Consider the following 26603-nt stretch of genomic DNA (forward strand, 5'->3'; position numbering starts at 1 on the left):
ATACTAAGAAAATTTTTAAAATTGGTATGAGAAAATGGAAAAGCAGTATGAAGCGTTGGAATCAGAACGGCAGCGCCGGAAGGAACAGCATGACCGCATCAGTGCGTTTGCAGCGATGCTTACAGAGCAATCGGAGATGCCCATTGAATTCGATGATGACCTCTGGCTGGCGTCAGTCGATCATGCCACAGTTTACGCAGACGAGACGGTGACCTTTACATTCAAAAGCGGAATTGAAATAACGGAGCAGATGTAAAACGGCTCGGAGCCTGGGGAATGTCCCAAGTTCCGAGCCCTTTTCTCTTATCTTTTGATATGCACCCACAGTATATAAATCTAACGATATCGGGTTCTTTACAACGCGAAAAAGCCGATTATCAGCGGGCAAAAGTCCAACGATAGCAACGAATTTCCTGTTTTGAGGGCTTGTTGCTCAATGGGTGCATTGGCAAATGAAAAAGCCTTGATATGACAGCGGTTTTCCGCATAAAAAATAACGAACCGACAGTCGACAATTGTATCAACTGTCGGTTCAGTTATGGTGGAGGCGAGGGGAGTTGAACCCCTGTCCGAAAGCAGTTATCTTTAAACTTCTTCGAGTGTAGTTTGTGATAAAATTTCCTTTAAATAACTCTCACAAACAAAATTTATCTAAAGTAGCTTCATAAAAATTCCGTTTCCTGAGCAAAGCTTATCAGGACTCGTTTACCTACAAAAATTTGACACCCTAATCTATGCCGTAGGACTCATAGATAGAATGAAGCTGCTGTTAATTAAGCAGCTTGTAATTGTAAATCTTTGTCGTTTACTTTTTTCTGTAGATTTTTAAAGAGATTCTACAAAACTCTACTCGCTATCTAAAGATCCCAATACCCCCGTCGAAACCAAAAATACGCCCCCATAAATTTAAAAGATACGATGAGTATACCATTTAAAAAGTAATTTTTCAATTCTTGTAATAAACATATCGAAAATTTCTCAAAAAGCAAATCTTAAGAGTACCTTTCCTTCATAGCTCTGTCAATATTTCGCTTATGTTCTCTCTCAAGCATCGAATCCCTTTTATCATAATTTTTCTTACCTTTACAAAGTGCAAGACTCACCTTTATCTTTCCATTTTTAAAATACATATTAGTCGGAACCAGAGTATATCCCTCTTGGTTTTTTTTACCAAATAATTTATCTAATTCCTTTTTGTGCATCAAAAGTTTTCTATCTCTAAGAGGATCTCTATTAAATATGTTTCCCTTTTCATAGGGGCTTATATGCATATTGATTATAAACAACTCCCCATTTTTAAAAACCCCATATCCATCTCTTAAATTCACCTTTCCATTTCTTATGGACTTTACCTCTGTGCCAACTAAAACAATTCCCGCTTCATAAACTTCCTCTATAAAATAATCATGAAACGCTTTTTTATTTTGAGTAACTGTTGATGATTTTTTATTTCCCTTCATATTTTTATCACCTCTTCATACAAGCTCAAAATAAATTTCACTAATATCAACTATAACATTACTCACTTTTACATTAACCCTCATACCAATTTTAAAAATTTTCTTAGTATCGTACCCAATAAGAGTCATGTTCATATCATCAAAATAATAATTATCATCTATCAAATCTTTAATATGCACAAGTCCCCTAACAGTATTTTTAAGTTCAACAAAGAATCCGAAGCTAGTGACAGAACATATAACTCCAGTGTATTCTTCTCCAATTTTGCCATTCATAAATTGTGCCTTTTTGATATCATAAACTTCTCTTTCTATCTCTTCTGCTTCCCTTTCTTTCAAAGATGAATTATTGCATATTAATGGTATTTCTTCCCCTAATTTGGCTAACAGCTTATTCGTAATTTTACCTTTTATAATTAATTTTAAAATTCTATGGGCAACTAAATCTGGATATCTTCTAATAGGAGATGTAAAATGACAATAATATTTAGTGCTAAGTCCAAAATGACCACTACAAATTGGAGAATATTTTGCCTTAGCCATACTTCTAAGTATAATCTTACTTAAAAATACCTCTTCATCTTTTCCCTTAAAGTAATCTAAAACCTTTTGCAACTGATTTGAATAAACCTTATCTTTAACCTTTAGACTATAATTCAAAGTACTAAGAATATCGACTAAATCAGAAATCTTATCTCTATCAGGCTCTTCATGAATTCTATATGTAAAAGGATAGTTGAGAAAATATATATGTTTAGCTATTGTTTGGTTACACAGGAGCATAAACTCTTCTATTATTTGGTGGGAAAAACTCCTGTCAAAAGGAAGTACATCAACTACTTTGTTATCTTTATCAAAGACAATTTTACATTCGGTAATATCTAAATTAATGGCACCTTCCCTATACCTTCGACTGTTTAATATTTTTGCCAAATCATTCATATTAAACAACATGTCCTTTATATCATGGAGTGTATGTTCCTTACCGTTTATAACGTTTTGAACTTCATCATATGTAATCCTGTACTTTGAATTTATTACACTTTCAAAGATATCATAATTTAAAACCTTTCCATTTTTATCTATTACCATTTCACAACTTAGAGTTAATTTATCAGTATTTGGATTTAAGGAACACAAATCATTCGATAACTCCTTAGGCAACATAGGCACAACATCATTAATTAAATAAATGGATGTACCTCTTTTAAAAGCCTCTTTATCCAAAGCTGTTCCATATTTTACATAATTACTAACATCTGCTATATGTACACTCAATTTATAGTTTTCACCAATCTTTTCAACATAAACCCCATCATCTAAATCTTTAGCATCAGGTCCATCTATGGTAACTATATTTAAGCTTCTTAAATCTCTCCTATCCTTAACCATATCTTCAGTTATTTTATAATTTATTTTTCCAATATCTTTTTGAACTTTTTCACCGAATTCCTTAGACAATTTATATTTTTTCATTAATATCAAAACATCAATGTTATTTTTATCTTCATTTCCTAGTATTTTTGTTATTCTTCCTTCTGGATTCTTATTCCAATCAAACCATTTATGAATATTTACAACAACCATATCTCCATCTTTAGCTTTCATTTTAAACTTCTTTGGAATGTAAATATCAAAATTTATATTATAATTTCTAGGAACAACAAAACCAAAGGTTTTAGAATTTCGGAACTTTCCAATTATCTCTTTACTATTTCTTTCAATGACATATACGACCTTACCAACTTTTCTCGATTCACTGCACCTTTCTTTAATAAGTTTAACAATTACCTTATCTAGATCCACAGCTCCCTTAGAATCCACACCTGATATAAAAATATCTCTTTCATTTTCCATTAAGAGAAACCCGAATTCTTTTTTTGTTCCCTCATATACACCGAAATATGTACTTTCATTTTTATGTTTAACGTATTTCCCATTTTTATTTTTAAAGATTATTTTTTGTTTTTCAAGATCTTTCAAAGATTTATTAAAACCTGTTTTATCAGACGTGTTCAAATATTTGAGGAATTCTTTATAATTTAATTCCTTACCGTCTATAAATATAGTCCTTAGTATTTTTTCAATCATAACATTTTACAAAATAACTTAAGTTATTTCCCCCTAATAAAAAATTAGAAACTTTATTTAAATACTAAATCTAAATAAAGTTTCTATTAAACAAACGCTTACAACAATACTCCAATTAAAATAGTATTAACTCCAAATAATATTGTAAATATGACTGTCCATTTTACAAGCTTCGCCTCTCTAGTTTTCGATTTATTCTTATTAAAAAAAGTCTCTTGCGTTCCAGTCATAAAACCTTTGAGTCCATCTGCCTTACTAGGTTGGACAAGTATAAGTATTAAAAGTCCTACTACAGCTATAAACTGTATGGTATAGAGAATTGCACCCATTACAAAAATCACCACCTACATTAGATTTGTTATACTGTAAATAATCTGATCCATAGAAAGATTATCTACATCTATCTCAAAATCTTTAACTTTATTATAAACCTCACTACGAGACTTCATAAACTTTTGTATATAAGATATATTGAGATTTTGACGAAGCATTGGTCTAACTTTAGTGCTCCTTTTTAGATTATACAAAATATTCTCAGCTGAAGACCTAAGATATATAATCTTACCACAGGATTTTAAATTCTTGACATTAGACTTATTAAGAACACTTCCTCCACCTGTAGAAATAACTCCATAAAATCCCTCAGATACATCTTTTATTATTTGACTTTCTACCTTCCTAAAGTATTCTTCGCCAAGTTTAGCAAAAATATCACCTATTTTTAGCATTACCCTTTTTTCAATCTGATAATCAGTATCTATAAACTTAACACCTATTCTCTTTGATAATATCCTACCTATAGTTGTTTTACCACATCCCATAAATCCAATTAAAACTATATTCCTCTTATACATCTTCTTATACTGTATATTACAACTAATTTCTAGTAAGAAGTCTATTACATTTTGAAATTCTTTCTCATTATATTTTTTAAAATAGGTATGTCGCATATTGTCTAAAAACTTTTGACGAATAACATTCTCCCTATCTTTATCCAAAATTGGCTTCCCATACTTATGCTTATAATTAGAAATCTTAAGCACACAATTATACCTTTGCTCTAAAATTCTAAGCAGTTTATAATCACAACTTTCAATTTTATTTCTATAGCTTTCTAAATCCATACTAAACCTCTGTAAATATATGTTTTAGTGCATGAAGTGCCAAAACATAAGAAGTTTTACCAAAACCACATATTTGACCAACACACGCTCCGGATACAACGCTTCTTCTCCTAAAATCCTCTCTTGAAAATATATTAGACAAATGCACCTCAACAAATTTTTTATTAACAGAAAGAATAGCATCATATATAGCATAACTATAATGAGAAAATGCTCCTGCATTTATTATAAAACCATCATAATTCTCACACTCATCCTGTATTTTAGTAATTATATCTCCCTCACAATTACTCTGATAAAAGTCCACATACATTGACATCCTCATACCTTCAGACTTTATGTAAGAATTAATTTCATCTAGGCTCTCATATCCATAAATATCTTTTTGGCGTACACCCAAAAAATTTAAATTAGCACCATTTATTACGAATATTTTTTTCAATTAATCCTCCAAGAACAACTCTTTAAATTCAGCGTAAATATTTAGAATATCCTCTTCTTTGAAACTCTCATTTCTCCAAATTTCCTGAGAGCGTATAGCCTGATAAAAAAGCATATCCTTCCCGTCTATCATACAAACATCCTTATTCGAAAACCTATACAAAAAATCTGTTGTATCTTCCACATCGTAATTTACATCATACACAAAATCAGAAACCTTAAAACCACAAATATTAAAATCCCCCAACAAGCTTGTGGTATTTATAACTCCAAAGTACTCTCCCTGAACCTTTTCAAAAGCCATAATATCTAAACTACACTCATCATAAATACTTAACATAAACTGCTTTAAACACATCAACTTTTCAAAATTTCTAGCTGTAACTATAACATTAGCTCCACTATCTATCAAAGCACTGATAACAACTTTAGATGTCGAACCACTTCCTAATACCAAAACATCTTTACCTTCAACCTTATCTTTAAAATCCCCTAGTCCTTTTAAAAATCCATACAAATCCGTATTATATCCCCAGGATTTACCATCTACGATCTTAACTGTATTAACACTACCGATTTTTCTCGAAAATTCATCTAAATTATCTAAATATTTTATAACATTTCCTTTATGTGGAGCTGTTACATTGAATCCCTTAAAATTGCTTTTAAGCAAACTAAAATTGTAAACAAGCCCATCACAAGTTATTCTAAGCTTTGAATATATTTTATTTTTTTCACCAAAATAATCAAAAATAACCTTATGTAAAAAAGGAGAAATACTGTGACATACTGGATCTCCTATAACAGAGTATTGCTCAAAATTAATCATAAAACCCATTACAATCTCCTTGAAAACGTTATTGTATATTTAATGAATTTACTCTGAGTAAACTCCTAAGTAAGCATCTCTTTTAAAGATAATACCATAAATATAAATGAAAATAAATAAATTTTAATCTTCAGCCATCTAATTCTTAGTATATAGAAAGTATAACTTTTTAATTATATTTTTATTCAATATAAAAGGATATGCTTAACACATATCCTTTTTTATAAAATTACTAACCTAAGGTCAATATAAAACCGTAAAAATTAAAATATAGATCAACTTAATTCCTCTATCGTTTTAAATTATAAAAAGCATTAATACCTCTATACTCAGCCATAGAACCCAATTCTTCCTCAATCCTCAACAACTGATTATATTTTGCAACTCTTTCACTTCTAGCTGGAGCACCTGTCTTTATCTGACCTGCATTCACAGCTACAACCAAATCAGCAATTGTAGTATCCTCTGTTTCACCTGATCTATGAGAAACTACAGCAGTATACCCTGCCCTTTGTGCCATTTCAATTGAATTTAATGTTTCAGTTAAAGTACCAATTTGATTTACTTTTACTAAAATTGAATTCCCAACTCGTTTCTCTATTCCCATTGATAATCTCTTAACATTTGTAACAAACAAATCGTCCCCAACAAGTTGAACTCTATCTCCCAATTTTGTAGTTAGAATACTCCATCCTTCCCAATCATTCTCAGCCATACCATCCTCAATAGATATTATTGGATATTTATTAGCCAAATCAACATAAAAATCTGCCATTTCACTAGAGGTTAAAAGTCTACCTTCTCCTGCTAAATTATAGTGTCCATTCTCATAAAACTCGGATGACGCAGGATCAAGAGCTATAAATATATCTCTTCCTGGCTCATATCCAGCATTTTTTGTAGCCTCTAATATAATTTGTATAGCCTCTTCATTAGATTTTAAATCAGGAGCAAATCCTCCTTCATCTCCTACAGCCGTAGACAAACCCTTTTCATGTAATAATTTTTTTAAGGAATGATAAATTTCAGAGCACATCTTTAATGCTTCTGAAAAAGAATTAGCACCAACTGGCATTATCATAAATTCTTGAAGATCAACATTATTATCAGCGTGCTTTCCACCATTTATAATGTTCATCATAGGAACTGGTAAAACTTTAGAATTACATCCTCCTATGTATTGATAAAGAGCTACTCCTAAGTAATTAGCAGCTGCCTGAGCACAAGCTAAAGAAACTCCAAGAGTTGCATTTGCACCTAAATTCCCCTTATTTTCACTACCATCAAGCTCAATCATAGTAGTATCTATCTTAACTTGATCAAATATATTTAAACCTTCTAAAGCCTGAGCTATAGTAGTATTTACATTATTCACTGCTTTAAGAACGCTTTTACCAACATAATTTGATATATCACCATCTCTCAATTCAACAGCTTCATACTCTCCTGTAGATGCTCCTGAAGGAACCGCTGCTCTTCCAACAGTACCATCTTCAAGAGTCACCTCAACTTCAACAGTTGGAAAAGCCCTAGAATCAAGAATTTGTCTTGCATGAATATTAACTATCTCCACATAATTTTTCATAATATAACCCTCCATTTTCAATATAAATAACTTATTTAAATTTATCTAGTAATCAAGATGTTATTACCCGTAATCTCTTGAGGAATGCTTAACTTCATTACACTCAGAATAGTTGGTGCTATATCAGCAAGCTTACCATCTTCATTTAATTTAACACCATCAGAATCCCTTGAGACATAAACAAAAGGCACCTTATTACACGTATGAGCGGTCATAGGTCCACCATTATCATCAATCATTACCTCAGCATTACCATGATCAGCCGTTACAAACATACTATCTCCAAATTCAATTACCTTACTTTCTATTTTCCCTAAAGCCACATCCACAGCTTCAATGGCCTTAACTGCAGCATCAAAGTTACCAGTATGACCAACCATATCTGGATTCGCTATATTACACACTATAAAATCGTACTTCCTAGAAGTAATTTGCTCAACTAATATATCTGTAAGCTCTGGTAAACTCATTTCAGGTTTTAAATCATAAGTTTTCACACTAGGAGATGGAACCAAAATCCTATCCTCACCCTCATAAGGTTGCTCTACTCCTCCACTAAAGAAAAATGTAACATGAGCATATTTCTCAGTCTCAGCTATTCTAAGCTGTGTTTTACCATTAGCACTCAAGTATTCTCCGAATGTATTAGAATGAGTCTCTGGTTTAAAAGCAACCAAAACTCCTTCCAAAAGTTTGTCATATAATGTCATACACACAAAAACAACATTAATATCTTCAACATCAAAATTATCAAACTTCTTATTTACTATAGAATGGGCTAATTGTCTTGCCCTATCGGGTCTAAAATTGAAGAATATACATGAATCCCCTGATTTCAAATTACCGTTTTCACACAGTACAGTTGGAATAATAAATTCATCAGTTATTCCTTTATTATAACAACCTTTTACAAAATCTACTGGATAATCTACAAAATTCTTATCTCCAATTCCTCTAACTATAACATCGTAAACCTTCTGAACCCTATCCCATCTTTTATCTCTATCCATGGCATAGTATCTACCTGATATAGTTGAAATTATACCGTACGAATTACCCCTTATGTAATCAACTATTTCTTGCAAATACTTAATTCCTGAGGTAGGCAAAACATCTCTACCATCAGTAAATACATGAATATAAGTATTCCTTATACCTCTATCTTTAGCTAGCTTCAAAAGTGCCTTTAAATGATCTATATGACCGTGCACACCACCATCGGATAAAACTCCCATCAAATGCAAATCAGAATTATTTCTTATACAATTTTCAATAGCTTCATTAAAGGAATTATTATCAAAAAAATCACCATCATGTATGGATTTTGTTATTCTTGTCAACTCTTGATAAACAATCCTTCCAGTTCCAATATTTAAATGACCTACTTCAGAATTCCCCATTTGACCTTCAGGAAGACCTACATTCAAACCACTTGCGTATAAGGTTGTACTGGGATAAGATTCAAAAATCCTATCAATATTTGGTGTGTTTGCCTTCTTTATAGAATTCCCCTTCTCTTCGGTGGAAACGCCATATCCATCTAATATCAATAAAATACAGCTATTTTTTGCCATATTTCCCTCCTAAAACTTAACAATTAACTCAAAATCTCTAACACTCATACTAGCTCCTCCAACAAGAGCTCCATCTATATTCTCCATGGACATTTGTTTTTTTATGGTATCTGGTTTCACTGACCCCCCGTATAATATTGATATACTATTAGAAACATCAACATCATAAAGATCTTTTATAGTATCTCTAATGAAACCTATCGTGTCATTTGCATCTTCACTGGTAGCAGTTTTCCCTGTTCCAATAGCCCAAATAGGCTCATATGCTACAACAACTCTTTTAGCATCACAATCTGAAATATCAAAAAACGCCTTTTCTATCTGACTTTTCAATAATTTCTCAGTATTATCAGATTCTCTATCAGTCAAAGTCTCCCCTACACACACTATTGGAGTAAGCCCATTCTTCAAACATGTAACTATCTTTTTATTAATATCCTCATCTTTTTCATTAAAATAATTTCTTCTCTCACTATGTCCAACTATCACATACTCAATATTAAAATCCTTAAGCATCTTTGGTGAAACTTCCCCTGTGAAAGCTCCACTCTCCTCAAAATGAACATTTTGGGCACCCAGTTTAATATTGGAATTTTTCAAAATATCACTTGCCTTTTGAAGAGAAGTAAATGGAGGACATACAACAATCTCATGTTTAACATCTTTGACCTTACTCGAAAAGTCGCTTAAAAATTCTTCAGTATCCTTAACTAAAAAATTCATCTTCCAATTTCCAGCTATAATAACTTTTCGCTTATTATCTAATGCATCTATGCCTGGAAGTACTTTACCTTCCAAAAATTCTAAAGAAGCACCACCACCTGTAGATATATGCGTCATCTTATCTCCGAATCCTAATATATTAACAGCTGCTGCCGAATCTCCACCACCTATTATAGTCATTGCATCAGAATTAGCCATAGCCTTAGCAACCTCAATAGTGCCTTTGTTAAAATTGGAGAATTCAAAAACTCCCATAGGCCCGTTCCATATAATCGTCTTAGCTCCATGTAAAACCTTTGAAAATAACTTACAAGTCTCAACACCTATGTCCAATCCCATAAATCCATCTTCTATATTCTGATCATAAGTATTTTTTCTATTAGCATCATTATCAAACTTATCTGCAATAATGTGGTCAATCGGTAAAAGCAGATTAACTCCTTTAGATTTTGCCTTCTCAAGCATATCTTTAGCATAACTCAACTTATCTTCCTCAACAAGACTCGTTCCTACTGAATATCCCTGAGATTTCAAAAAAGTATAAGCCATTCCTCCACCAATGATCAAAGTATCAACCTTATCAAGCAAATTATTTATTACATTTATCTTATCTGAAACTTTAGCCCCTCCTAGAATAGCTACAAAAGGCCTTTTCGGATTTAAAACGGCATCTCCTAAAAACTTAAGCTCCCTTTGTATTAAATACCCACATACACTCTCATCTACAAACTTAGTAACACCCACAGTTGAGCAATGAGCTCTATGTGCACTACCAAATGCATCATTCACATACACATCACATATAGAAGCTAAATCCCGCGAAAATGAATCTTCACATTTACCCTCTTCAGGTCTAAATCTAGTATTTTCAATTAGAATTACTTCTCCATCTTGCATTAGATCAACTGTTTTTCTTACATTATCATCCACAACCACATCACTTGGAACAAACTTAACATTCAAATTTAAAATATTTGACAATCTCTCTCCAACTATCCTCAAGCTTTTAGATGAATCTGGTCCGTTAGCTTTTCCTAAATGAGAACAAAGTATAACCTTTCCACCATTTTCAACTGCATACTTAATAGTATCAATTGCTCCTACCAATCTGCTTTCATCAGTTATTTTCCCATCGATAATAGGCACATTAAAATCACATCTCATTAATACCCTCTTACCTCTTAAAGAAACGTCCTCTATACTTCTTTTATTAAAAGTCATAAATCTCACCTCTAAAAAACCTAATATCAACCAAAGGCTGATCTAAAAGTAAAAAACCAGCCTTCCTCAAATAAAATCCTACAGTTTATCCCCAACCAAATTAGCTAAATCGGCTAATCTATTTGAATAACCCCACTCGTTGTCATACCATGAAACGACCTTGACCATATTCCCTTCAATAACCATTGTGCACAAAGCATCAATTATTGAGCTCCTCTTATCTTTTCTAAAATCCATTGAAACTAATGGTTCATCTTCATAACCAAGAATTCCTCTCAATTCTCCATCAGCAGCATGTTTAAGAGCAGCATTAACTTCCTCTACCGTCACAGTTTTGGAAACCTCAGCAACCAAATCAGTGCAAGACACAGTAGGAGTAGGAACTCTTAAAGCAAACCCGTTTAACTTACCCTTAAGCTCTGGTAATACTAATGCAACAGCTTTAGCTGCACCAGTGGTTGTTGGTATCATAGATTCGGCAGCAGCTCTCGCTCTCCTCAAATCTTTATGAGGAGCATCTAATATTTTTTGATCGTTTGTATAAGAGTGAACTGTTGTCATAAGACCCTTTACAATTCCAAATTTCTCATGTAAAACTTTAGCAAATGGAGCTAAACAGTTAGTTGTACAAGATGCATTAGATATCACATTATGCTTCGATGAATCATACTTATCATCATTAACACCCATAACTATTGTTATATCTTCGTTTGTAGCAGGTGCAGAAATCAACACTTTCTTTACGGTGCCAGAGATATGAGCCTTTGCTTTGTTAGCATCAGTATAAAATCCTGTTGACTCAATCGCGATTTCACATCCAGCAGTTGACCAAGGAATACTAGATGCATCTCTTTCCGCAAATATCTTTATTTCATTTCCGTTAACTATTATAGAATTCTCTCTTGCCTCAACCGCACCTTCAAATTTACCAAAAAGAGAATCGTACTTCAACAAATGAGCGAGGGTTTTAGCATCAGTCAAATCATTTATTGCCACAACTTGCAGCTTGCCTTCATAATTCTCAAGCAATGCCTTAAACACATTTCTACCTATTCTCCCAAAACCATTAATCCCTATTTTAACCATCAGAATTCCTCCCAAAATATTATCATTTAAAATATAACAATATTTTTAACGAATATGTTAAAAATATTCTTAACTATTTAAGTTTGCACATTTTATATACGTACAAATCTCAAAAACTAACCTATCCGTGTTAATTGTACAACAACTCAATAAAACTAAAAACCCCATAAATATTACAATTTCAAAAATATCACATAAAATATATTTAACTTCAACTGTTTATCAATACCATCTCGATTATAAAACATAATTTAAAGTTTGAAAATAAAAAATAAAACCATGTATTATAAACTACATGGTTTTATAATAAGTGTATAATTTAATATCTTATTAACTCTTTCATACTTGTAGGGAAAATAATACTATTATTAAATACTTCACTTAAACTATTTTGTGTCACATCTCTCACATCTTCAGGTAAATTCTTTAAATCAATATTAATTAACCCACTAACTAAACTTATAAAATACGTTTTCGTCCTACCTTTAAAAACATCTTCTATTACCTCATCATACTTGTATTTGATATTTAAAAATATATTTTCTCCAAAACGTTCTAAAGTAACTATAGATTTCATATTATCTTCAAAAATATCATAAACATTATTTAAGAATTCATTGTCTAAATAAAAAACTATATCTGAATTATTGCTATCCATAAAATCTATGATCGCAGATACAATATTCTCTACCTCGCCTAATGAATCTATATCTAATACATTTTCATAGCTTTTCAACATATCGTACGCTCTAGGATTAACATTTTTGACTCCCAAAATAAATGCTAAAACATTATCAAAAGAATCCTGCATATCATCTGAATATACAATGGAAATTTCGTTAGTTCTTGTAAGCATCCCACTAATAACACCAAATATGTAACTTACATATCTTTGGTCAATTCTAAAATCAACTACATCATCTTTATTGCCATTTATGTATACTAAATTACTATAACTTTCATTCAATAGTACATTTGAAAATATACTAGATACAATGAATAATTTATCTTTACCACTCTTTGAATTAAGATTTGCCTCCACATAATTCGAAAACTCTTCTTCATTTTTCAATATAATTTCCTTAAAATTAACGTTTGAATCCTTAATAACGTTAAGAAAAGAAATTTCTCCAATTGCATTTAACTTATCTCCACGTATAAATATAACTTGTTTTTCTGCACTAGCACAAGATTTAATACTTAAAATTAAAATCAAAAAAATAAGTACAAATATTTTTTTCATATAACCCTCCCCAAATCTACAAGTATTACTCTTCACATTTCAATAAATCTAACTACACACGTAAAACAAAACTTTACGCCAATAAACAAAATCTAACTTTAAAATAATAATTATTATATTATGTATATAATTAACCTTTTAAAACTCTATTTAAAAACTAAATCCCTTTAGTGCATTAATTGTTTTAGGTACAACTATTTCATTAGATATTATTTTATTTTTAAATTCTTCAACCTTATTTAAGATGTTCTGAGGTATCTTATCTTGCATATCCTCATACAAATAAATTCCATATTCCTTAATCCCAAATTCAACCGTTTCAGATTTAAACCCATTATCTAAATATTTTTTTATAAAGTCATATATCCCAAAATCTAAACTTTTAACCACTGAAGTTAATATGGTGGACGAATATTCAGATAAATCGATTAATTGATTTTGATTTACACCAATTACATAACTCCCCGTTTCTTTAGCAGCCTCAAACACCCAAGTACTATAATATTCGGATGCATAATATATTATATCTACACCATAATCATAAATAGATTTTGATATTTCATATGCTTCCGAGTGATCTGGAAGATTTCCTATATATTCAGATGTTATTCCTTCTTCCAATAATTTACCTGCTTCCAAATTCACACTCTTAACACCCGCAATAAAACCAACTTCATGCTTCTTTGAAATATCATTATCAACTCCTCCTATAAATCCAACTTTATTCGTCTTCGTATATAAACCTGCCAACACACCAGCCAAGAATGATCCCTCTTCTTCTCTAAATTTAATATTATATATATTACTCCCATTCAATTCTTCATCAACAATTACATATTTCACGTTAAGATTTTGTTTCGAAAAAATATCTACTGCATCTTTAAACTCATAACCTATAGCAATTACTACATCACTATTTTGAGAAATTCTATACATGTGTGTGTAGAAATCACTTTCTTGCCTGCATTCAAGTATCTGAAATTCTATATTCATATCATCTTTAGCTTTCATTAAACCAGAATAAGCAGAGTAATTAAAAGACCCATTTCTCAATCCTGCTCCACTTACAAGCATTCCTACCCTAATTCGTCCTACATGAAAGCTATTTTGCTCATTAATACCGACATTATTACTAGTAGAAATTGTACCACATCCCACTAAAAATATAGATAAAAATAGCAAAATGTATACCCTAATGATACGAATCTTTACCATAAACTTAAAATCTCCCAAAACCTAATTTTAATTCAACTGCATTATATCACAAATTTACATTACTAAATTATGTTTTTAGGAAATTTTAATTGTCTTTTGATACTATTTGTAATATCATTAGAGTATCGTGGTGTATTACGAAACGAACTACTCTTCACATCGTTTTTTATGGAGTATATTTTATGAATATAAAAACTGCAAGGCTAGTAATGGCACCAATCAACGAAGTGAGTTTGACTTACATAGCTAAATACTTGAAGGATATATCGTTAAGTGTTCTTATTCCTAAGAACGTTTCTAAACATCATATTAAAAAATTTCTCTCGTTCAACGAAAAAGTTAAGTTATTTAATTCACTTGGATATTTTTCAGTACATTTGAAGCAAAATTTTGAAATAGTAGGTCTTATACATATTGTTCCTAGATATATAAGTCAAGATCTTGTAAACGAGTTAGGATACTTGATATCTGAAAAATATCGAAATAATAATTTTGCAATCGAGGCTATTTTTAGTATGGTAGATTTTGTCTTCTCAAAAACAAATATAAGTAGGATATATTCCTTAATCGATGAAAACAATTTAGTGTCAAAACACATATTAGAATGTAAAATGAAATTTGATTTTGTGTCTATGATCATAGATTCAAATGCATTTAAGCTTGTTTATAAATTGGATAAAACTAAATTTAAATGTTATAAGTCCTTCAATGACCTATAAGTTTTATTTAAGTTTTTTTGATTTACAAAAGAAAACCTTACTCGAAAAGGACTTTGATGAATTATCAAAGTCCTTTCAAGAAAATTCTATTCCAGATATTTTCTGGTAATATCGAATCGTTCATTACGCTTATAGTGAACGATACTCTATACTCTGACCCATTACCTATGTAATCGATTATCCTATCGTTAAAGGTTTCAAATGTGCTTCCATAATCCTTAGATCTTAAATTAACTATGGTATATGGAGATTCTTCCATTTGATATTCGTGATTCTTCTCAAACTCATTATCATCATATTTTGATGCATTTATTTGTAAAAATTCATGTCTTGTACTTGTGAAAAGTATTCCCTTGTTATCATTACATCTGTGGAAATATGCCCACCTTACATCTGTTAAATTTCCTGTTCTTTGAGGTCTTATATACTGAGTAAATTGATTATCTACATTCGTTTCATATATTCCTATTGAGCTTCCTTCTTTTCGATCATTGTAATTTTCAAATGGACCTCTACCATAAAATTTGATTTGGTTATATTCTTTTGGTAAAAAAATCTTAAATCCTACCGATCTGGCATGTGGAATTCCATAGCTCATCAGATCAACAAATAAAGTTACGTTAATATCTCCGTACTCACTTATCTTATAAGTTACTATAAGCTCTGAATTACATAGATCATATAGTGTTTTTTGAAATTCTATAACTATGTTTTTGCCATCGACATATATATCGTAACCGCTGTAATCATATCCCTTAGATATATCTTTCCAAAACTTAACATCATTATATATCTGTGACAGTCGTTCATTATCATTTAATGGATTCCAAAAATCTACTAATACTGGGTTTGATATAAGTTCCTCATCTCTGTACATATATTTAAAAAGACTTCCCTTTTTAATGTCAAACTGAATATTAAATTCATCCGAAGTAAGTACTATCTTACCTTCATTTACCTTAACCTCAAATTCCTGTCCATTTACTGATAATAAATTCGCTTCAACAGTTAAAGTATCTATTGGTATGCTTATTTGTTCGCAAAACACTTCGAAACCCTTGTTTGCCCATAAATTACCCTCATTTAAAATCATTTTAAAGTTAATAAAAAATTCTCTTCCACTTAACCCAATAACCTTATGCATGTCATCTATCTTAAAAACTCTACTATCCATTGGAGAAAGATCTATAATAGCAGAACTTCCATCTACAATTTTACCATCTACTAAGTAATCCCATTTTAAAGTGTACTTATCTAAATTTAAAAATAAATTTTTGTTTTTTATAAGTATTTCACCATTTAAAATGTCTTTATCATAAATCTCTATACTCCTATATGCATATTTTATAGCATTCATTTGAGGTTTTAATTTTCTACTACTCAGTAATACTCCATTTGCACAAAAAGACGAATCATTAGGTGCATCATTAAAATCCCCACCAAAAGCTAAGTATTTTTTATACTTATCTTTGTTCAATTCTAAAAATTTACTCTCACTGTCAAAGTCAACCCAGATTAAATTATTTCGTCCTCTGTATTTACTAATGTCGTCTAATTCCACAATCTTAGAAAAAAACCTAATTTCATCTATGATTGCATTCATAGATTCAAAATGATTTTCATTACTATTTCCTCCTACCTGAAGAATGTCTCCAAAGTAAGCAACTCCTCCAAAGAATCCCCTTTCACCAACTACGCTTCCATCTAAAAATAATTTCATAAGTTTCCCGTCATAGCAGGCAACAATTTCATGCCAAGTGTCTATCCAATTTTCTGGGACAATATGAACTATAGATGCAACATCATAGGAATTATCTCTGATAAAAAATTCTAAAACTCTATTATTTGAATTTTTATAATTTGTAATTTCACGCACTACAAACTCATTACCCTTTTTAAAATAAATACATCCTTCTCCTTCATATACACTAGGTTTTACCTTAAAACTCAAAGTGAATTCGTTTAGTTTTACATATTTAAATTCATCATAAACAATGGATCCACTATATCCATTTCCTCTATATCCTTCTTTTATATATCCTTCGAATCTACCTTCAAAAAAATTGGAACTACTGCTTAGCTTACCTATTTTAGGAGTATCTTTGTATATCGACTGATCAATAAAATCCCATATAAATCCACCTTGAACGTTCTCTATATTTTCAAATTTTTCTATGTACTTACTTAGACTACCTCCACTATTACCCATAGAGTGTGCATACTCACACAAGACATACGGTTTCCCCTTCATATATTCACTTTGTGGCTTTATATCATCAATTTTCACATACATCTTACTCACAATATCACTTGCATAATATTCGTCATGCTCCCCTTCATAATGTACAATCCTCGTTTTATCCCTATTTTTAACGTAATTATATAAATATTTAAATATTTCACCACCTCCACTTTCATTCCCAAGAGACCATATTAAAACACATGGATTATTCTTATCCCTTTCTACAAGGCTCATGACTCTATCCAAACACGGTGCTCTCCAAATTTCATTATTACCTGGAATTTCTCCCTCTACTCCGTGGGCTTCGAGATTAGCTTCATCAATTAAATACACTCCATACTCGTTGCATAAACTTACAAAATAAGGATTATTCGGATAATGAGAAGTTCTAACAGCATTAATATTATTTCTCTTTATTTCTTTTATATCAAATTCCATATCAAAATTTGATATAGCTCTTCCTTTTAAAGGATGCACTTCATGTCTATTTATTCCTTTGAATAATATAGCTTTCCCATTTATACACATTTGATTTCCTTTAATCTCAAATTCTCTAAACCCTACTCGAGTATGCACTGCTTGAATTTCCCTATATGAATTATCTTTTAAAACAAGTATCAAATTGTATAAATTTGGATCTTCTGCAGACCACTTCTTTGGATTATCCACATTAATCAAAATATTTAAATTACTTTGAACGATACCATCTTTGTATGTATAACTTTCGTCAAAATCACCTTGACTACTTTGAGTATTTACCAGATTCCATTTGTCATCGAATAAAAATGAAAATATATAAAATGGCTTATTCGTATTCTCATGATCAAGAACATTTAAATTAATATTAAGATCTGAATTTAAATAATTGTTATCTAAATCTGTCATCACTTCAAAATCCCGTATATTAATTTTGGGAGTTCTATACAAAAAAACATCCCTAAATATGCCACTCATCCTTATGAAGTCCTGATCCTCAACAAAGCTCCCATCACTCCATCTAAATACTTGAACAGAAATAGAATTCTCTCCAGGTATTACAAAATCTGTTATATCAAATTCACTAGGAGAAAAACTATCTTCACTGTATCCAACAAAATGTCCATTTATCCACAAATATAAACAAGACTCAACTCCTTGAAAAGATATATATATTTTATCTCCTATCCAGTCTTCATTTAAATTAAACATTCTTTTATAACTTCCAACTGGGTTAAAAATCTCAGGTGCTTTGTAAAGTTCAAGATTCTCATAACCAGTCCAAGGATATCTAAAATTTACGTATATAGGATAATCATATCCCTCAATTTGCCAATTACTTGGAACCTTTATGTCATCCCAATTTGAAACATCATAATCATCCCTAAAGAAATATTGATTTCTATCTTTAGGTTTATACGCTATGGAAAACTTCCAATTACCATTTAAAACTTTAACGTTATCTGAGTCTTTAATTTTAACGCTATTTAATGGATCATCTTTTACATCCATAAACAATTCTCCGAAATTAGGATAAGGTATAAAAAAACTTCTAGCACCTTCTCTATTTATCTGGAAAATATCTACTTTATTTTTCCATTCATCAAATTCTACAAAAATATTTGGTACATCTAGACCATCTCTAGATGATGTTTTAATAACCTCTTTAAAATCTTTAAATTTATGATAACAAAAAAATGAAAATCCTAAAGCCAAACTAAGTATAATTAAAACAACTACTCCCCTATTTGCTCTCCTAATATCTAACAAGATTGTATACCTTCCTTATAAAAATAAACTCACAGGTTTTATTGTTTCTCACTAACAACGTTTTTATTACTATAGCAAAAATAAAGGCTTACCAAAATTTTGGTAAGCCTTTTCAACACTAATACGCTCTAACTCTTTGATGATATCTATTTTTCCTATGCCTTAAAACTTCATCATAAGAATTCCCCGAACAAGAATTCTGTGAACACTTCTCACGCCCATTAAACTTATTGAATCCCTTATTATTTAAATTGTTAATTAAACTTTTCTTTAAAATTTTAGAAATAACTCCTGCAAGTGCCCCAACAGACGCTATGCTAGCAACTGACGCAATGGTAATTATAGTACACTTACTATTTCTTTTCATAAAACTTCCTCCTATAAATAAAATTCTAACTAACTTATGTATATTATAGATTATGTTATTTATTTTTTACAAATATACATTGAACTAAAAGTATACCATAAAACTATAATTAAACAAATCTGACAAAACTAAAGTTTAAAAAACCATCATTTATCTTTAAATAAATTCACCTTTAATATACATTTATTTTTTTAAGGCAGTATACTCTGTAAAATCTATAGATCTATAATAAAGTGCTGGTGCCTCTTTTCTAACCATATAATTTACATGAACATTGTTCAAATTTTTATATCCACTATCAACTAGAAACTTACCTATTTCATCAACCTTTTCCAAAAATTTCTTCTCAGACATTATCCCTTTAGAAGTTAAATATATGTGCACTACATGTGGCTCATTAATATCCTTACTATAAAAAGTTCTATAATCATATTTATCTTTCAAAACCTGCATCTCAACATAAACTTTAAATACTTCTGGAAACTCGCTCTTAAAATCTTCTATAATACTTTCTTTTAACTGGCGTGCGAATCTATGACTTATTAAATTATCCTTATTGTTATGTAGATATCCATCACCTATTATGTAACCTCTAGAGGATAAGTTAAACGTATATTTTTGATTCGGTATGTAAAAATCCACATCAGCTATATATGTATTTGTGTTTACATCATAACCTATTTTAACATCTCCGTAAAATCTATCTCTATATGTATAGTTTAAATGACTTGATAAATTAACATAAGAGGCTTCTAAATTTTTCACGTATATAATGTATCTATTGTAAAGAAACATAACCGCTGCAAGAGACACAAGCAAAAAAGTTACAACAAATGTCCAAAATAATTCATTTTTCTTAACCTTAAACTTTAAAAAATAATTCATATTTTTCCCCTATTTTGAAAATATTTTCAGACTCAACTAATGTATTATACCATATTTACATCTCCAATAATCTCAATATCCTAAATCACAAAATTTATTTTTCCTATAACCATATATCTGTATGTCAAAACTATTATTTGCTATCATTCAATAATGCTGATTTAAATTCAATAACATATTATAAAATTTTTACACAGTAAAACATCATAAAGAATTTCATTAAATATGTAAATATAAAAATCCAAATCAATGTAACACATTATCCTAAAATTTCAACAAATAACTCGAGCATTTATACATAAAACTAAATTTAATATCAATAATTATTTTTTCAATATATCCTTGAATATGCATATTACAATCTGTATAATTATACATTATTATTTTGATTTGTTAAGGAGTTTTTACAATAATGAAGTTATTTAAAAGAACGTTCACTATTCTAAGTGTTTTAATTTTTCCGATATTTTTGATATCATGTACATCGAATGAAAATAAACTTGAAAAAATTAAAACAAATGGAGAATTGGTATTGGGTACTTCGGCTGACTATCCTCCATATGAATTTCCAATTATAGGAGATAACGGAATCGAAACTATTGTTGGTTTTGATATTTCAATAGCACAAGAAATAGCTGATGACCTAGGAGTTAAATTAACTACAAAAAATTTAGATTTCTCAGGACTTTTAGATGCCTTAAATTCAAATAATGTAGATATAATCATATCTGGGATATCGCCAACTGAAGAACGAAAGAAAAGTATTGACTTCTCTGATGTATATTATACAGCTAAAAATGTAGTAGTAACCTTGAAACAAAATGCATCCTCAATAACTTCTATTGATGATTTAAAAAATCTTAATATAGGTGTTCTACTAGGAAGCATTCAAGATAAGGTTGCACAAGAAAAACTTAAAGATTCAAAAATTAAATCATTAATTAGAGTCCCTGAATTAATTCTTGAATTATTATCAAATAAAATTGACGCTATCGTAATAGAAAATCCTGTTGCAGAACAGTATGTTAAAACTAATCCTGAATTAACAATAATAGATATTGAAGAATTAAACTCAAATGTAGAAACAGGTTCTGCTGTTGGAGTTAAAAAGAATCAATCTGAACTTTTAAATGAAATTAATAAAACTTTATCTAGATTAATGAGTCAAAATAAAATAAATGAGTTTTTCAACGAGGCACTTGAACTCGCTGAAAGTAATAAATAGATCACTGCTTTAAAATTGGAGGACCATTGTTGAATTTTGAATTTTTATTAAAATACTATCCTTTTTACATTGATGGGATTAAGATTACATTACTTTTAGCAATTTTAACAATTATATTTGGGACACTTTTAGGACTTGTCGTATGTATTTTAAAAATTTCTAAAAATAAATTTTTAAGGAGTATAGCTTCTATATATGTAGAAGCTATACGTGGAACTCCTCTTATTGTACAGCTCATAATAATACATTATGGATTCAAAATAAATATGACAGAAATAACATCTTCTACCATTGCACTTTCCATAAACAGTGCTGCATATATATCTGAAATAATAAGAGCAGGAATAGTTTCTATAAATAAAGGTCAAATGGAAGCTGCTCGAAGTCTTGGGATGACTCATTATCAATCTATGAAATTAGTGGTAATCCCTCAAGCAATTAAAAATATACTTCCTGCATTGGCTAATGAATTTGTTGTATTAATAAAAGAATCAGCTATTGTCTCTTATATAGGTTTAGCTGACATCATGTATAAAGCAAATCAAATAAGGAGCTTAACTTATTTAACTCTCGAACCTTTATTGGTTGCTGCTATCATATATTTTTTAATAACATTCACTATTTCAAAATTAATTCATCATTTTGAAAGGAAATTAAATAAACATAATGATTCAAATTAAAAATTTAAATAAGTATTTCAACAAGTTACACGTGCTTAAAGATGTATCTTATTCCATAAATAAAGCAGATGTAATATCAATCATAGGTCCTAGTGGATCTGGAAAAAGTACATTACTTAGATGCATAAATCTACTTGAAATTCCGTCAACTGGAGAAATAATTTTCGAGGGAACGAACATAAATAATATGAATATAAATAAACTTCGCATGAATATAGGAATGGTATTTCAACATTTTAATTTGTTTCCTCACATGACTGTACTTGAAAATATAACTATTGGGCCCATTAAAGTAAAAAATATGAAAAAAGAAGAGGCATATGAAATAGCATTTGATTTACTTAAAAAGGTTGACTTGTTGAACAAAAAAGAATCCTATCCTTCAACCCTATCTGGAGGGCAAAAACAAAGAATAGCAATTGCAAGATCCTTAGCTATTAAACCTCATGTGTTATTATTTGATGAACCTACTTCTGCCTTAGATCCTGAAATGGTCAAAGAAGTTTTACAGGTTGTAAAAGAACTTACAAAAGAAAATATGACAATGATAATAGTAACTCACGAGATGAACTTTGCAAGAGAAGTTTCAGATCGTATAGTTTTCATGGATAAAGGAGAAATAATCGAAGAAAATTCTCCTCAGGAGTTTTTCAATAATACAAAAAGCATCAGAGCAAAAGAATTTTTAAGTAAAGTGCTTTAAAGAAAATAGAAGCCTAGATCTTTAATAATCTAGGCTTCTATTTTCTGTATTTTACATTAATTATTTCGTACGCTTCCTTATAGTATAAATTACTTAACTTAAATATAAATGGAATAACCCCCATAATCCAGAAACCAATAACAAAATACTTTACTACCGATCCAAACCAAATTCCACCTAATAAGTACGTAAATAAAACATCTACTAATACCGTTGTAGAAATCCCTATAATTACCTTCATTACATTATCAATATTACTGGCAGATGCCGAAAAATTCACATACCTACTTTCAAACAATGAACCAAAATATACACCACAAATAAGCCCCATAGATTTAAAGTAATCGCGACTCATTTCATACTTTTTCACGAATGCGATAAAAATTAAAAAAACCAAAACAAAGACACCAATTAGAATATTTACTTTAGTAGTAGATAACTTAATTAGTACCTCATTTAACATCATAGAAACTATCAACGCAAAAACAAAACCACCCAAAATATCTATTGGCCAATGAAGACCTAAATAAAGTCTTGACAATCCCACTAATAATGCAACTATAGGAGTTAACACAAGAACTAATCTATTTCTCGTCAGTATAAAAAGGCTTGTACCAAAAACCGTCACATTTTGAGTATGTCCACTCGGAAACGAATAACCCGTAGCTGTGTATTCTCCAAAAGTCAACACATCACCTATCCCTATAGGACGTGGACTTTCCACCAGCAACTTCACAAAATTATTTAACACCACAGAGCAGGATAAGATAATTGCAATTTTATACCCTACTTCTTTATCGTAGCACCAATAAATTATGCAAACCAACAACATCAAAAAATATAAATTACCGAAATAAGTAACCATTAACATTAACACATTCGAAAAATCAGAGGAAAAACTCTGCAAAAATCTTATTATTTCCAAATTGACATTTCCTCCAATACACTATTTTTTCATATCCCTTACAACATTACCACTACTCTTAAATTGCAAATCCATAAAGGAAGCAATTGTTGGAGCTACATCAATAATATTACATTTATCTACACACATACCTCCATTAACTTTGTTTCCATAACCAATAAACAAACCATTCGAATTTTCATACTTTCCTGAATATCCATAGAAAGATTTATTGACATTAGAATTTAAAGGATAATTAAATATATCAATATTTTCAATAAAGTCTTCTGCGTTTACCTTATCCTGAAAGACACACCCCGGCTTACCCTCCAATATAAACGAAAAATTATTCAAATCTAAACTATCGTACCCATAACTTTCATAAACATCAGATATAAACTCAGAATTTTCCTTAGCAAAATCATTCAAAAACACTTTAACTTTCCCATAATCACTTATACTATTAGGTCTTTTCAAATATATAAATGAACTTCCTCCATCACAATGAGCATAAGCAATATAATCTTTAACTCTTTTCCCCTTACTCATACTCAGAAATCCATTCTTTAAAAAAGCATAATTAATATTTATACTAGTTCTATGGTCATACATCCCACCATTAGAAACAATAAACATAGTAAGAGAATTTAAGATACCTTTATTATCACACCAAGAAAAAAGATCTCCTAATTTACGATCCAAATTTCCAATCGCCTCAAGCGTACGTTCATCGGAACTTTGAGAATATCTCCCTCTAACGTAAGACAATTGATCAAGTTCCATAAATATGACATTAGCTTTGCGACTCTCCAACAGTTCCATAGCTAATATCGAAGAAAATTTATCATTCTCAGGCTGAACACCTATCCTTAAGACATCTGAATACTTAAAAATATTTTTCAACATATAAACAGATGAACCATATAAAATACCACCGATCACATCCTTAAACCTACTAGAATCAATCTTACTAAAATTATACCTAAACATACCCCGTTGCATAACCGGCAAGGAAATAACCGCAACCTCATTACCATATTTACCAATCATATCCAATACAGTTGGTACTCTTATATCTTCGTAAAACTTTTTCCTATACCTACGAACACGTACATTAAAATTATCAAAACAAATTCCATGGCTACAGGGAAATTCTCCAGTAAGGGCAGAAATAATCGCTGGAGATTTAAGACTTGGATAATCATTAAAGACCCTCTTTACAACAGCTCCACTAGAGATAATATACTTAAAGTTATCAAACTGATTTAAAAAACCATAGTCAGAACTCATTAAAGAATTAACGAATATGACTAAAACATGCTGTTTCATAAAAATCACCCTTTTCAAATCCAGAAATCAACTTTAAACACACATACTAAAACTAGGGGCTCTACCACCCTTTCAAGAGTGGTAGAGAGGGGAATTTTCAGATGTATCTCCATTCTCTAGAATTATGAACTCAACACATCCTGCTTTTTAAAAAGCACACTACATTTATAACACATATTAATATAAAATTCAACTATTTAATATACTAAAAATAAATTTTATATTAATCACAAAACTTGTCCTACATTTTTAATAGCTCTATATTTATACTTATAAACAATAAGTATCATACAAATAAACAGAAAAAAAACCACACATGAATAATAACTATTTTCTATATTATACAAACGTACATTATTTACAACGGTATAAAACACCGGATTTAGATTAATATCTATATTCTCAATAGCTAAGATATATTTCTTAAAAAACTCATATAAACAACTGAAAGAAGTAACAATAAAAATATCTTTGTATAAAAGAAAAACAAATGAAATAAAAATATTTAGTAAAAACACACTTAAGATATATATTCCAATCCTTCGATGTTCCACAAATGTGTTTACTACGGGAACTAAAGCCGACATTAAAACCGCCATAACAGCATTATATCTAAAATTTAAGATATTAATAAGCCATCCTCTATACAAAATTTCTAAAAATAGAGCCTTCAAATACGTAAATATAAGCACTAGAACTAATTGAAAGAAATTAAAAAAAAACAAAAAATCCCTGTTTAAACGCACCGATAAAGTATCATTTCCTAAAACGAACATAAACATTAAAGAAAAAAGGAGCAAAGTAGCAAACATAGTCCCCTTTACAAAAGAAGAAAAAAAACCTTGTTTTTTACTCAAAAACAAAAACGAAATCTTACGTTCTTCTACAAACAGCACATACAAAATTAGAATAAAAAAAATCGAAGCATACGGTAAAAAAAACTTTTTAAATAAACTATAAAAAAATCTACCCCTAACTATGTCTAGATTATTCTCAATAAACAAAAGAACTAACTGAGACAACAAAGGAGCAAAAAAATAGTATATCGAAAATATAATAAGAAATATTATATAAAACTTAGGTTTAAAATTACTATCAACGTATCCATTAGTAATAAACTCTGTACTATCAAACCCAGACATGTAAGAAATCCTCACATAAACAAATAATAAGAAAAGAAGCAAGACGAACCTCACTTCTACAGAAAAAAA

At 30.1% G+C, this 26603-nt stretch carries 23 protein-coding genes and 1 other RNA gene; 5 read left to right on the top strand and 19 right to left on the bottom strand.

The annotated features are described in order from the left end of the window. Positions 1 to 34: 34 nt before the first annotated feature. Positions 35 to 256, top strand: coding sequence for a hypothetical protein (locus AALI31_RS00505; protein ID WP_489884568.1), 222 nt, complete (start codon positions 35 to 37; stop codon positions 254 to 256). 283 nt (positions 257 to 539) lie between these two features. On the opposite strand, the gene ssrA is transcribed toward AALI31_RS00505, so the two are convergent. From ssrA to AALI31_RS00570, 13 genes are all read right to left on the bottom strand, one after another. Then, positions 540 to 900, bottom strand: a transfer-messenger RNA (tmRNA) gene (gene ssrA / locus AALI31_RS00510). A gap of 92 nt (positions 901 to 992) precedes the next feature. Beyond that, on the bottom strand, positions 993 to 1460 hold the full coding sequence (smpB, locus tag AALI31_RS00515) for an SsrA-binding protein SmpB (protein ID WP_489884569.1): 468 nt from the start codon (positions 1458 to 1460) through the stop codon (positions 993 to 995). A 15-nt stretch (positions 1461 to 1475) separates the two neighbouring features. Next, complete coding sequence (gene rnr, locus AALI31_RS00520; protein WP_489884570.1) at positions 1476 to 3551, bottom strand: ribonuclease R; 2076 nt, start codon at positions 3549 to 3551, stop codon at positions 1476 to 1478. 98 nt (positions 3552 to 3649) lie between these two features. Next, a complete protein-coding gene (secG, locus tag AALI31_RS00525) occupies positions 3650 to 3880 on the bottom strand; it encodes a preprotein translocase subunit SecG (protein WP_489884571.1) in 231 nt (76 codons plus the stop codon). Positions 3881 to 3895: 15 nt separating this feature from the next. Then, on the bottom strand, positions 3896 to 4675 hold the full coding sequence (locus tag AALI31_RS00530) for a shikimate kinase (protein WP_489884572.1): 780 nt from the start codon (positions 4673 to 4675) through the stop codon (positions 3896 to 3898). A gap of 1 nt (position 4676) precedes the next feature. Continuing rightward, positions 4677 to 5117 (bottom strand): type II 3-dehydroquinate dehydratase, encoded by a 441-nt coding sequence (gene aroQ, locus AALI31_RS00535; RefSeq protein ID WP_489884573.1) that lies wholly within the window; start codon positions 5115 to 5117, stop codon positions 4677 to 4679. Beyond that, positions 5118 to 5954: a shikimate dehydrogenase family protein gene (locus AALI31_RS00540; RefSeq protein WP_489884574.1), complete on the bottom strand. Its 837-nt coding sequence runs from the start codon at positions 5952 to 5954 to the stop codon at positions 5118 to 5120. Between the two features lie 280 nt (positions 5955 to 6234). Continuing rightward, complete coding sequence (eno, locus tag AALI31_RS00545; protein ID WP_489884575.1) at positions 6235 to 7530, bottom strand: phosphopyruvate hydratase; 1296 nt, start codon at positions 7528 to 7530, stop codon at positions 6235 to 6237. A 41-nt stretch (positions 7531 to 7571) separates the two neighbouring features. Beyond that, entirely contained in the window at positions 7572 to 9104 is a 1533-nt protein-coding gene (gpmI, locus tag AALI31_RS00550; RefSeq protein WP_489884576.1) for a 2,3-bisphosphoglycerate-independent phosphoglycerate mutase, read from the bottom strand. Positions 9105 to 9113: 9 nt separating this feature from the next. Next, positions 9114 to 11048: a triose-phosphate isomerase gene (gene tpiA, locus AALI31_RS00555; RefSeq protein ID WP_489884577.1), complete on the bottom strand. Its 1935-nt coding sequence runs from the start codon at positions 11046 to 11048 to the stop codon at positions 9114 to 9116. A 78-nt stretch (positions 11049 to 11126) separates the two neighbouring features. Beyond that, positions 11127 to 12134, bottom strand: a complete 1008-nt coding sequence (gene gap, locus AALI31_RS00560) for a type I glyceraldehyde-3-phosphate dehydrogenase (protein ID WP_489884578.1) — start codon at positions 12132 to 12134, stop codon at positions 11127 to 11129. A 319-nt stretch (positions 12135 to 12453) separates the two neighbouring features. Next, a complete protein-coding gene (locus AALI31_RS00565; protein WP_489884579.1) occupies positions 12454 to 13377 on the bottom strand; it encodes a type 1 periplasmic-binding domain-containing protein in 924 nt (307 codons plus the stop codon). A gap of 150 nt (positions 13378 to 13527) precedes the next feature. Next, positions 13528 to 14592 (bottom strand): BMP family lipoprotein, encoded by a 1065-nt coding sequence (locus AALI31_RS00570; RefSeq protein WP_489884580.1) that lies wholly within the window; start codon positions 14590 to 14592, stop codon positions 13528 to 13530. A 182-nt stretch (positions 14593 to 14774) separates the two neighbouring features. Here AALI31_RS00570 and AALI31_RS00575 point away from each other — a divergent pair, with 182 nt between their 5' ends. Continuing rightward, a complete protein-coding gene (locus AALI31_RS00575; protein WP_489884581.1) occupies positions 14775 to 15311 on the top strand; it encodes a GNAT family N-acetyltransferase in 537 nt (178 codons plus the stop codon). Between the two features lie 64 nt (positions 15312 to 15375). Here AALI31_RS00575 and AALI31_RS00580 read toward each other — a convergent pair whose 3' ends face one another. From AALI31_RS00580 to AALI31_RS00590, 3 genes are all read right to left on the bottom strand, one after another. Next, positions 15376 to 19299: a glycoside hydrolase family 2 TIM barrel-domain containing protein gene (locus AALI31_RS00580; protein ID WP_489884582.1), complete on the bottom strand. Its 3924-nt coding sequence runs from the start codon at positions 19297 to 19299 to the stop codon at positions 15376 to 15378. A 118-nt stretch (positions 19300 to 19417) separates the two neighbouring features. Next, positions 19418 to 19666: a hypothetical protein gene (locus AALI31_RS00585; protein WP_489884583.1), complete on the bottom strand. Its 249-nt coding sequence runs from the start codon at positions 19664 to 19666 to the stop codon at positions 19418 to 19420. A gap of 183 nt (positions 19667 to 19849) precedes the next feature. Continuing rightward, positions 19850 to 20551 carry a hypothetical protein gene (locus tag AALI31_RS00590; protein ID WP_489884584.1) on the bottom strand — a complete coding sequence of 234 codons (702 nt, stop codon included), beginning with the start codon at positions 20549 to 20551 and terminating at the stop codon, positions 19850 to 19852. A 412-nt stretch (positions 20552 to 20963) separates the two neighbouring features. Here AALI31_RS00590 and AALI31_RS00595 point away from each other — a divergent pair, with 412 nt between their 5' ends. The 3 genes from AALI31_RS00595 to AALI31_RS00605 are packed head-to-tail and all read left to right on the top strand — an operon-like array spanning position 20964 to position 23159. Continuing rightward, positions 20964 to 21776 (top strand): transporter substrate-binding domain-containing protein, encoded by an 813-nt coding sequence (locus tag AALI31_RS00595; protein WP_489884585.1) that lies wholly within the window; start codon positions 20964 to 20966, stop codon positions 21774 to 21776. A gap of 29 nt (positions 21777 to 21805) precedes the next feature. Then, positions 21806 to 22456 (top strand): amino acid ABC transporter permease, encoded by a 651-nt coding sequence (locus AALI31_RS00600; protein WP_489884586.1) that lies wholly within the window; start codon positions 21806 to 21808, stop codon positions 22454 to 22456. Then, positions 22443 to 23159, top strand: coding sequence for an amino acid ABC transporter ATP-binding protein (locus tag AALI31_RS00605; RefSeq protein ID WP_489884587.1), 717 nt, complete (start codon positions 22443 to 22445; stop codon positions 23157 to 23159). The genes AALI31_RS00600 and AALI31_RS00605 overlap by 14 nt, the downstream gene beginning before the upstream one ends. A 37-nt stretch (positions 23160 to 23196) precedes the next feature. Here the strand turns inward: AALI31_RS00605 and AALI31_RS00610 are convergent, their stop codons facing one another. The 3 genes from AALI31_RS00610 to AALI31_RS00620 all read right to left on the bottom strand — a co-directional run bounded on the left by AALI31_RS00610 (position 23197) and on the right by AALI31_RS00620 (position 26534). Continuing rightward, the gene (locus tag AALI31_RS00610) at positions 23197 to 24084 is read right to left on the bottom strand and encodes a phosphatase PAP2 family protein (protein ID WP_489884588.1); all 888 of its coding nucleotides are present in this window, start codon (positions 24082 to 24084) and stop codon (positions 23197 to 23199) included. 21 nt (positions 24085 to 24105) lie between these two features. After that, positions 24106 to 25392, bottom strand: coding sequence for an alkaline phosphatase family protein (locus AALI31_RS00615; RefSeq protein WP_489884589.1), 1287 nt, complete (start codon positions 25390 to 25392; stop codon positions 24106 to 24108). 227 nt (positions 25393 to 25619) lie between these two features. Continuing rightward, positions 25620 to 26534, bottom strand: coding sequence for a CPBP family intramembrane glutamate endopeptidase (locus tag AALI31_RS00620; RefSeq protein WP_489884590.1), 915 nt, complete (start codon positions 26532 to 26534; stop codon positions 25620 to 25622). Positions 26535 to 26603 lie beyond the last annotated feature (69 nt).

The sequence above is a fragment of the Anisomitus miae (SeqCode) genome, assembly GCF_054906395.1.

What these genes read in the sequence shown, in the direction of transcription:
- secG (WP_489884571.1), bottom strand. Translation starts at nt 3,880, where the DNA reads ATGGGTGCAATTCTCTATACCATACAGTTTATAGCTGTAGTAGGACTT.
- AALI31_RS00530 (WP_489884572.1), bottom strand. Translation starts at nt 4,675, where the DNA reads ATGGATTTAGAAAGCTATAGAAATAAAATTGAAAGTTGTGATTATAAA.
- AALI31_RS00585 (WP_489884583.1), bottom strand. Translation starts at nt 19,666, where the DNA reads ATGAAAAGAAATAGTAAGTGTACTATAATTACCATTGCGTCAGTTGCT.
- AALI31_RS00570 (WP_489884580.1), bottom strand. Translation starts at nt 14,592, where the DNA reads ATGGTAAAGATTCGTATCATTAGGGTATACATTTTGCTATTTTTATCT.
- AALI31_RS00590 (WP_489884584.1), bottom strand. Translation starts at nt 20,551, where the DNA reads ATGAATTATTTTTTAAAGTTTAAGGTTAAGAAAAATGAATTATTTTGG.
- smpB (WP_489884569.1), bottom strand. Translation starts at nt 1,460, where the DNA reads ATGAAGGGAAATAAAAAATCATCAACAGTTACTCAAAATAAAAAAGCG.
- AALI31_RS00575 (WP_489884581.1), top strand. Translation starts at nt 14,775, where the DNA reads ATGAATATAAAAACTGCAAGGCTAGTAATGGCACCAATCAACGAAGTG.
- AALI31_RS00505 (WP_489884568.1), top strand. Translation starts at nt 35, where the DNA reads ATGGAAAAGCAGTATGAAGCGTTGGAATCAGAACGGCAGCGCCGGAAG.
- AALI31_RS00615 (WP_489884589.1), bottom strand. Translation starts at nt 25,392, where the DNA reads ATGAAACAGCATGTTTTAGTCATATTCGTTAATTCTTTAATGAGTTCT.
- AALI31_RS00620 (WP_489884590.1), bottom strand. Translation starts at nt 26,534, where the DNA reads ATGTCTGGGTTTGATAGTACAGAGTTTATTACTAATGGATACGTTGAT.
- AALI31_RS00605 (WP_489884587.1), top strand. Translation starts at nt 22,443, where the DNA reads ATGATTCAAATTAAAAATTTAAATAAGTATTTCAACAAGTTACACGTG.
- gap (WP_489884578.1), bottom strand. Translation starts at nt 12,134, where the DNA reads ATGGTTAAAATAGGGATTAATGGTTTTGGGAGAATAGGTAGAAATGTG.
- AALI31_RS00540 (WP_489884574.1), bottom strand. Translation starts at nt 5,954, where the DNA reads ATGGGTTTTATGATTAATTTTGAGCAATACTCTGTTATAGGAGATCCA.
- gpmI (WP_489884576.1), bottom strand. Translation starts at nt 9,104, where the DNA reads ATGGCAAAAAATAGCTGTATTTTATTGATATTAGATGGATATGGCGTT.
- eno (WP_489884575.1), bottom strand. Translation starts at nt 7,530, where the DNA reads ATGAAAAATTATGTGGAGATAGTTAATATTCATGCAAGACAAATTCTT.
- tpiA (WP_489884577.1), bottom strand. Translation starts at nt 11,048, where the DNA reads ATGACTTTTAATAAAAGAAGTATAGAGGACGTTTCTTTAAGAGGTAAG.
- rnr (WP_489884570.1), bottom strand. Translation starts at nt 3,551, where the DNA reads ATGATTGAAAAAATACTAAGGACTATATTTATAGACGGTAAGGAATTA.
- AALI31_RS00595 (WP_489884585.1), top strand. Translation starts at nt 20,964, where the DNA reads ATGAAGTTATTTAAAAGAACGTTCACTATTCTAAGTGTTTTAATTTTT.
- AALI31_RS00565 (WP_489884579.1), bottom strand. Translation starts at nt 13,377, where the DNA reads ATGAAAAAAATATTTGTACTTATTTTTTTGATTTTAATTTTAAGTATT.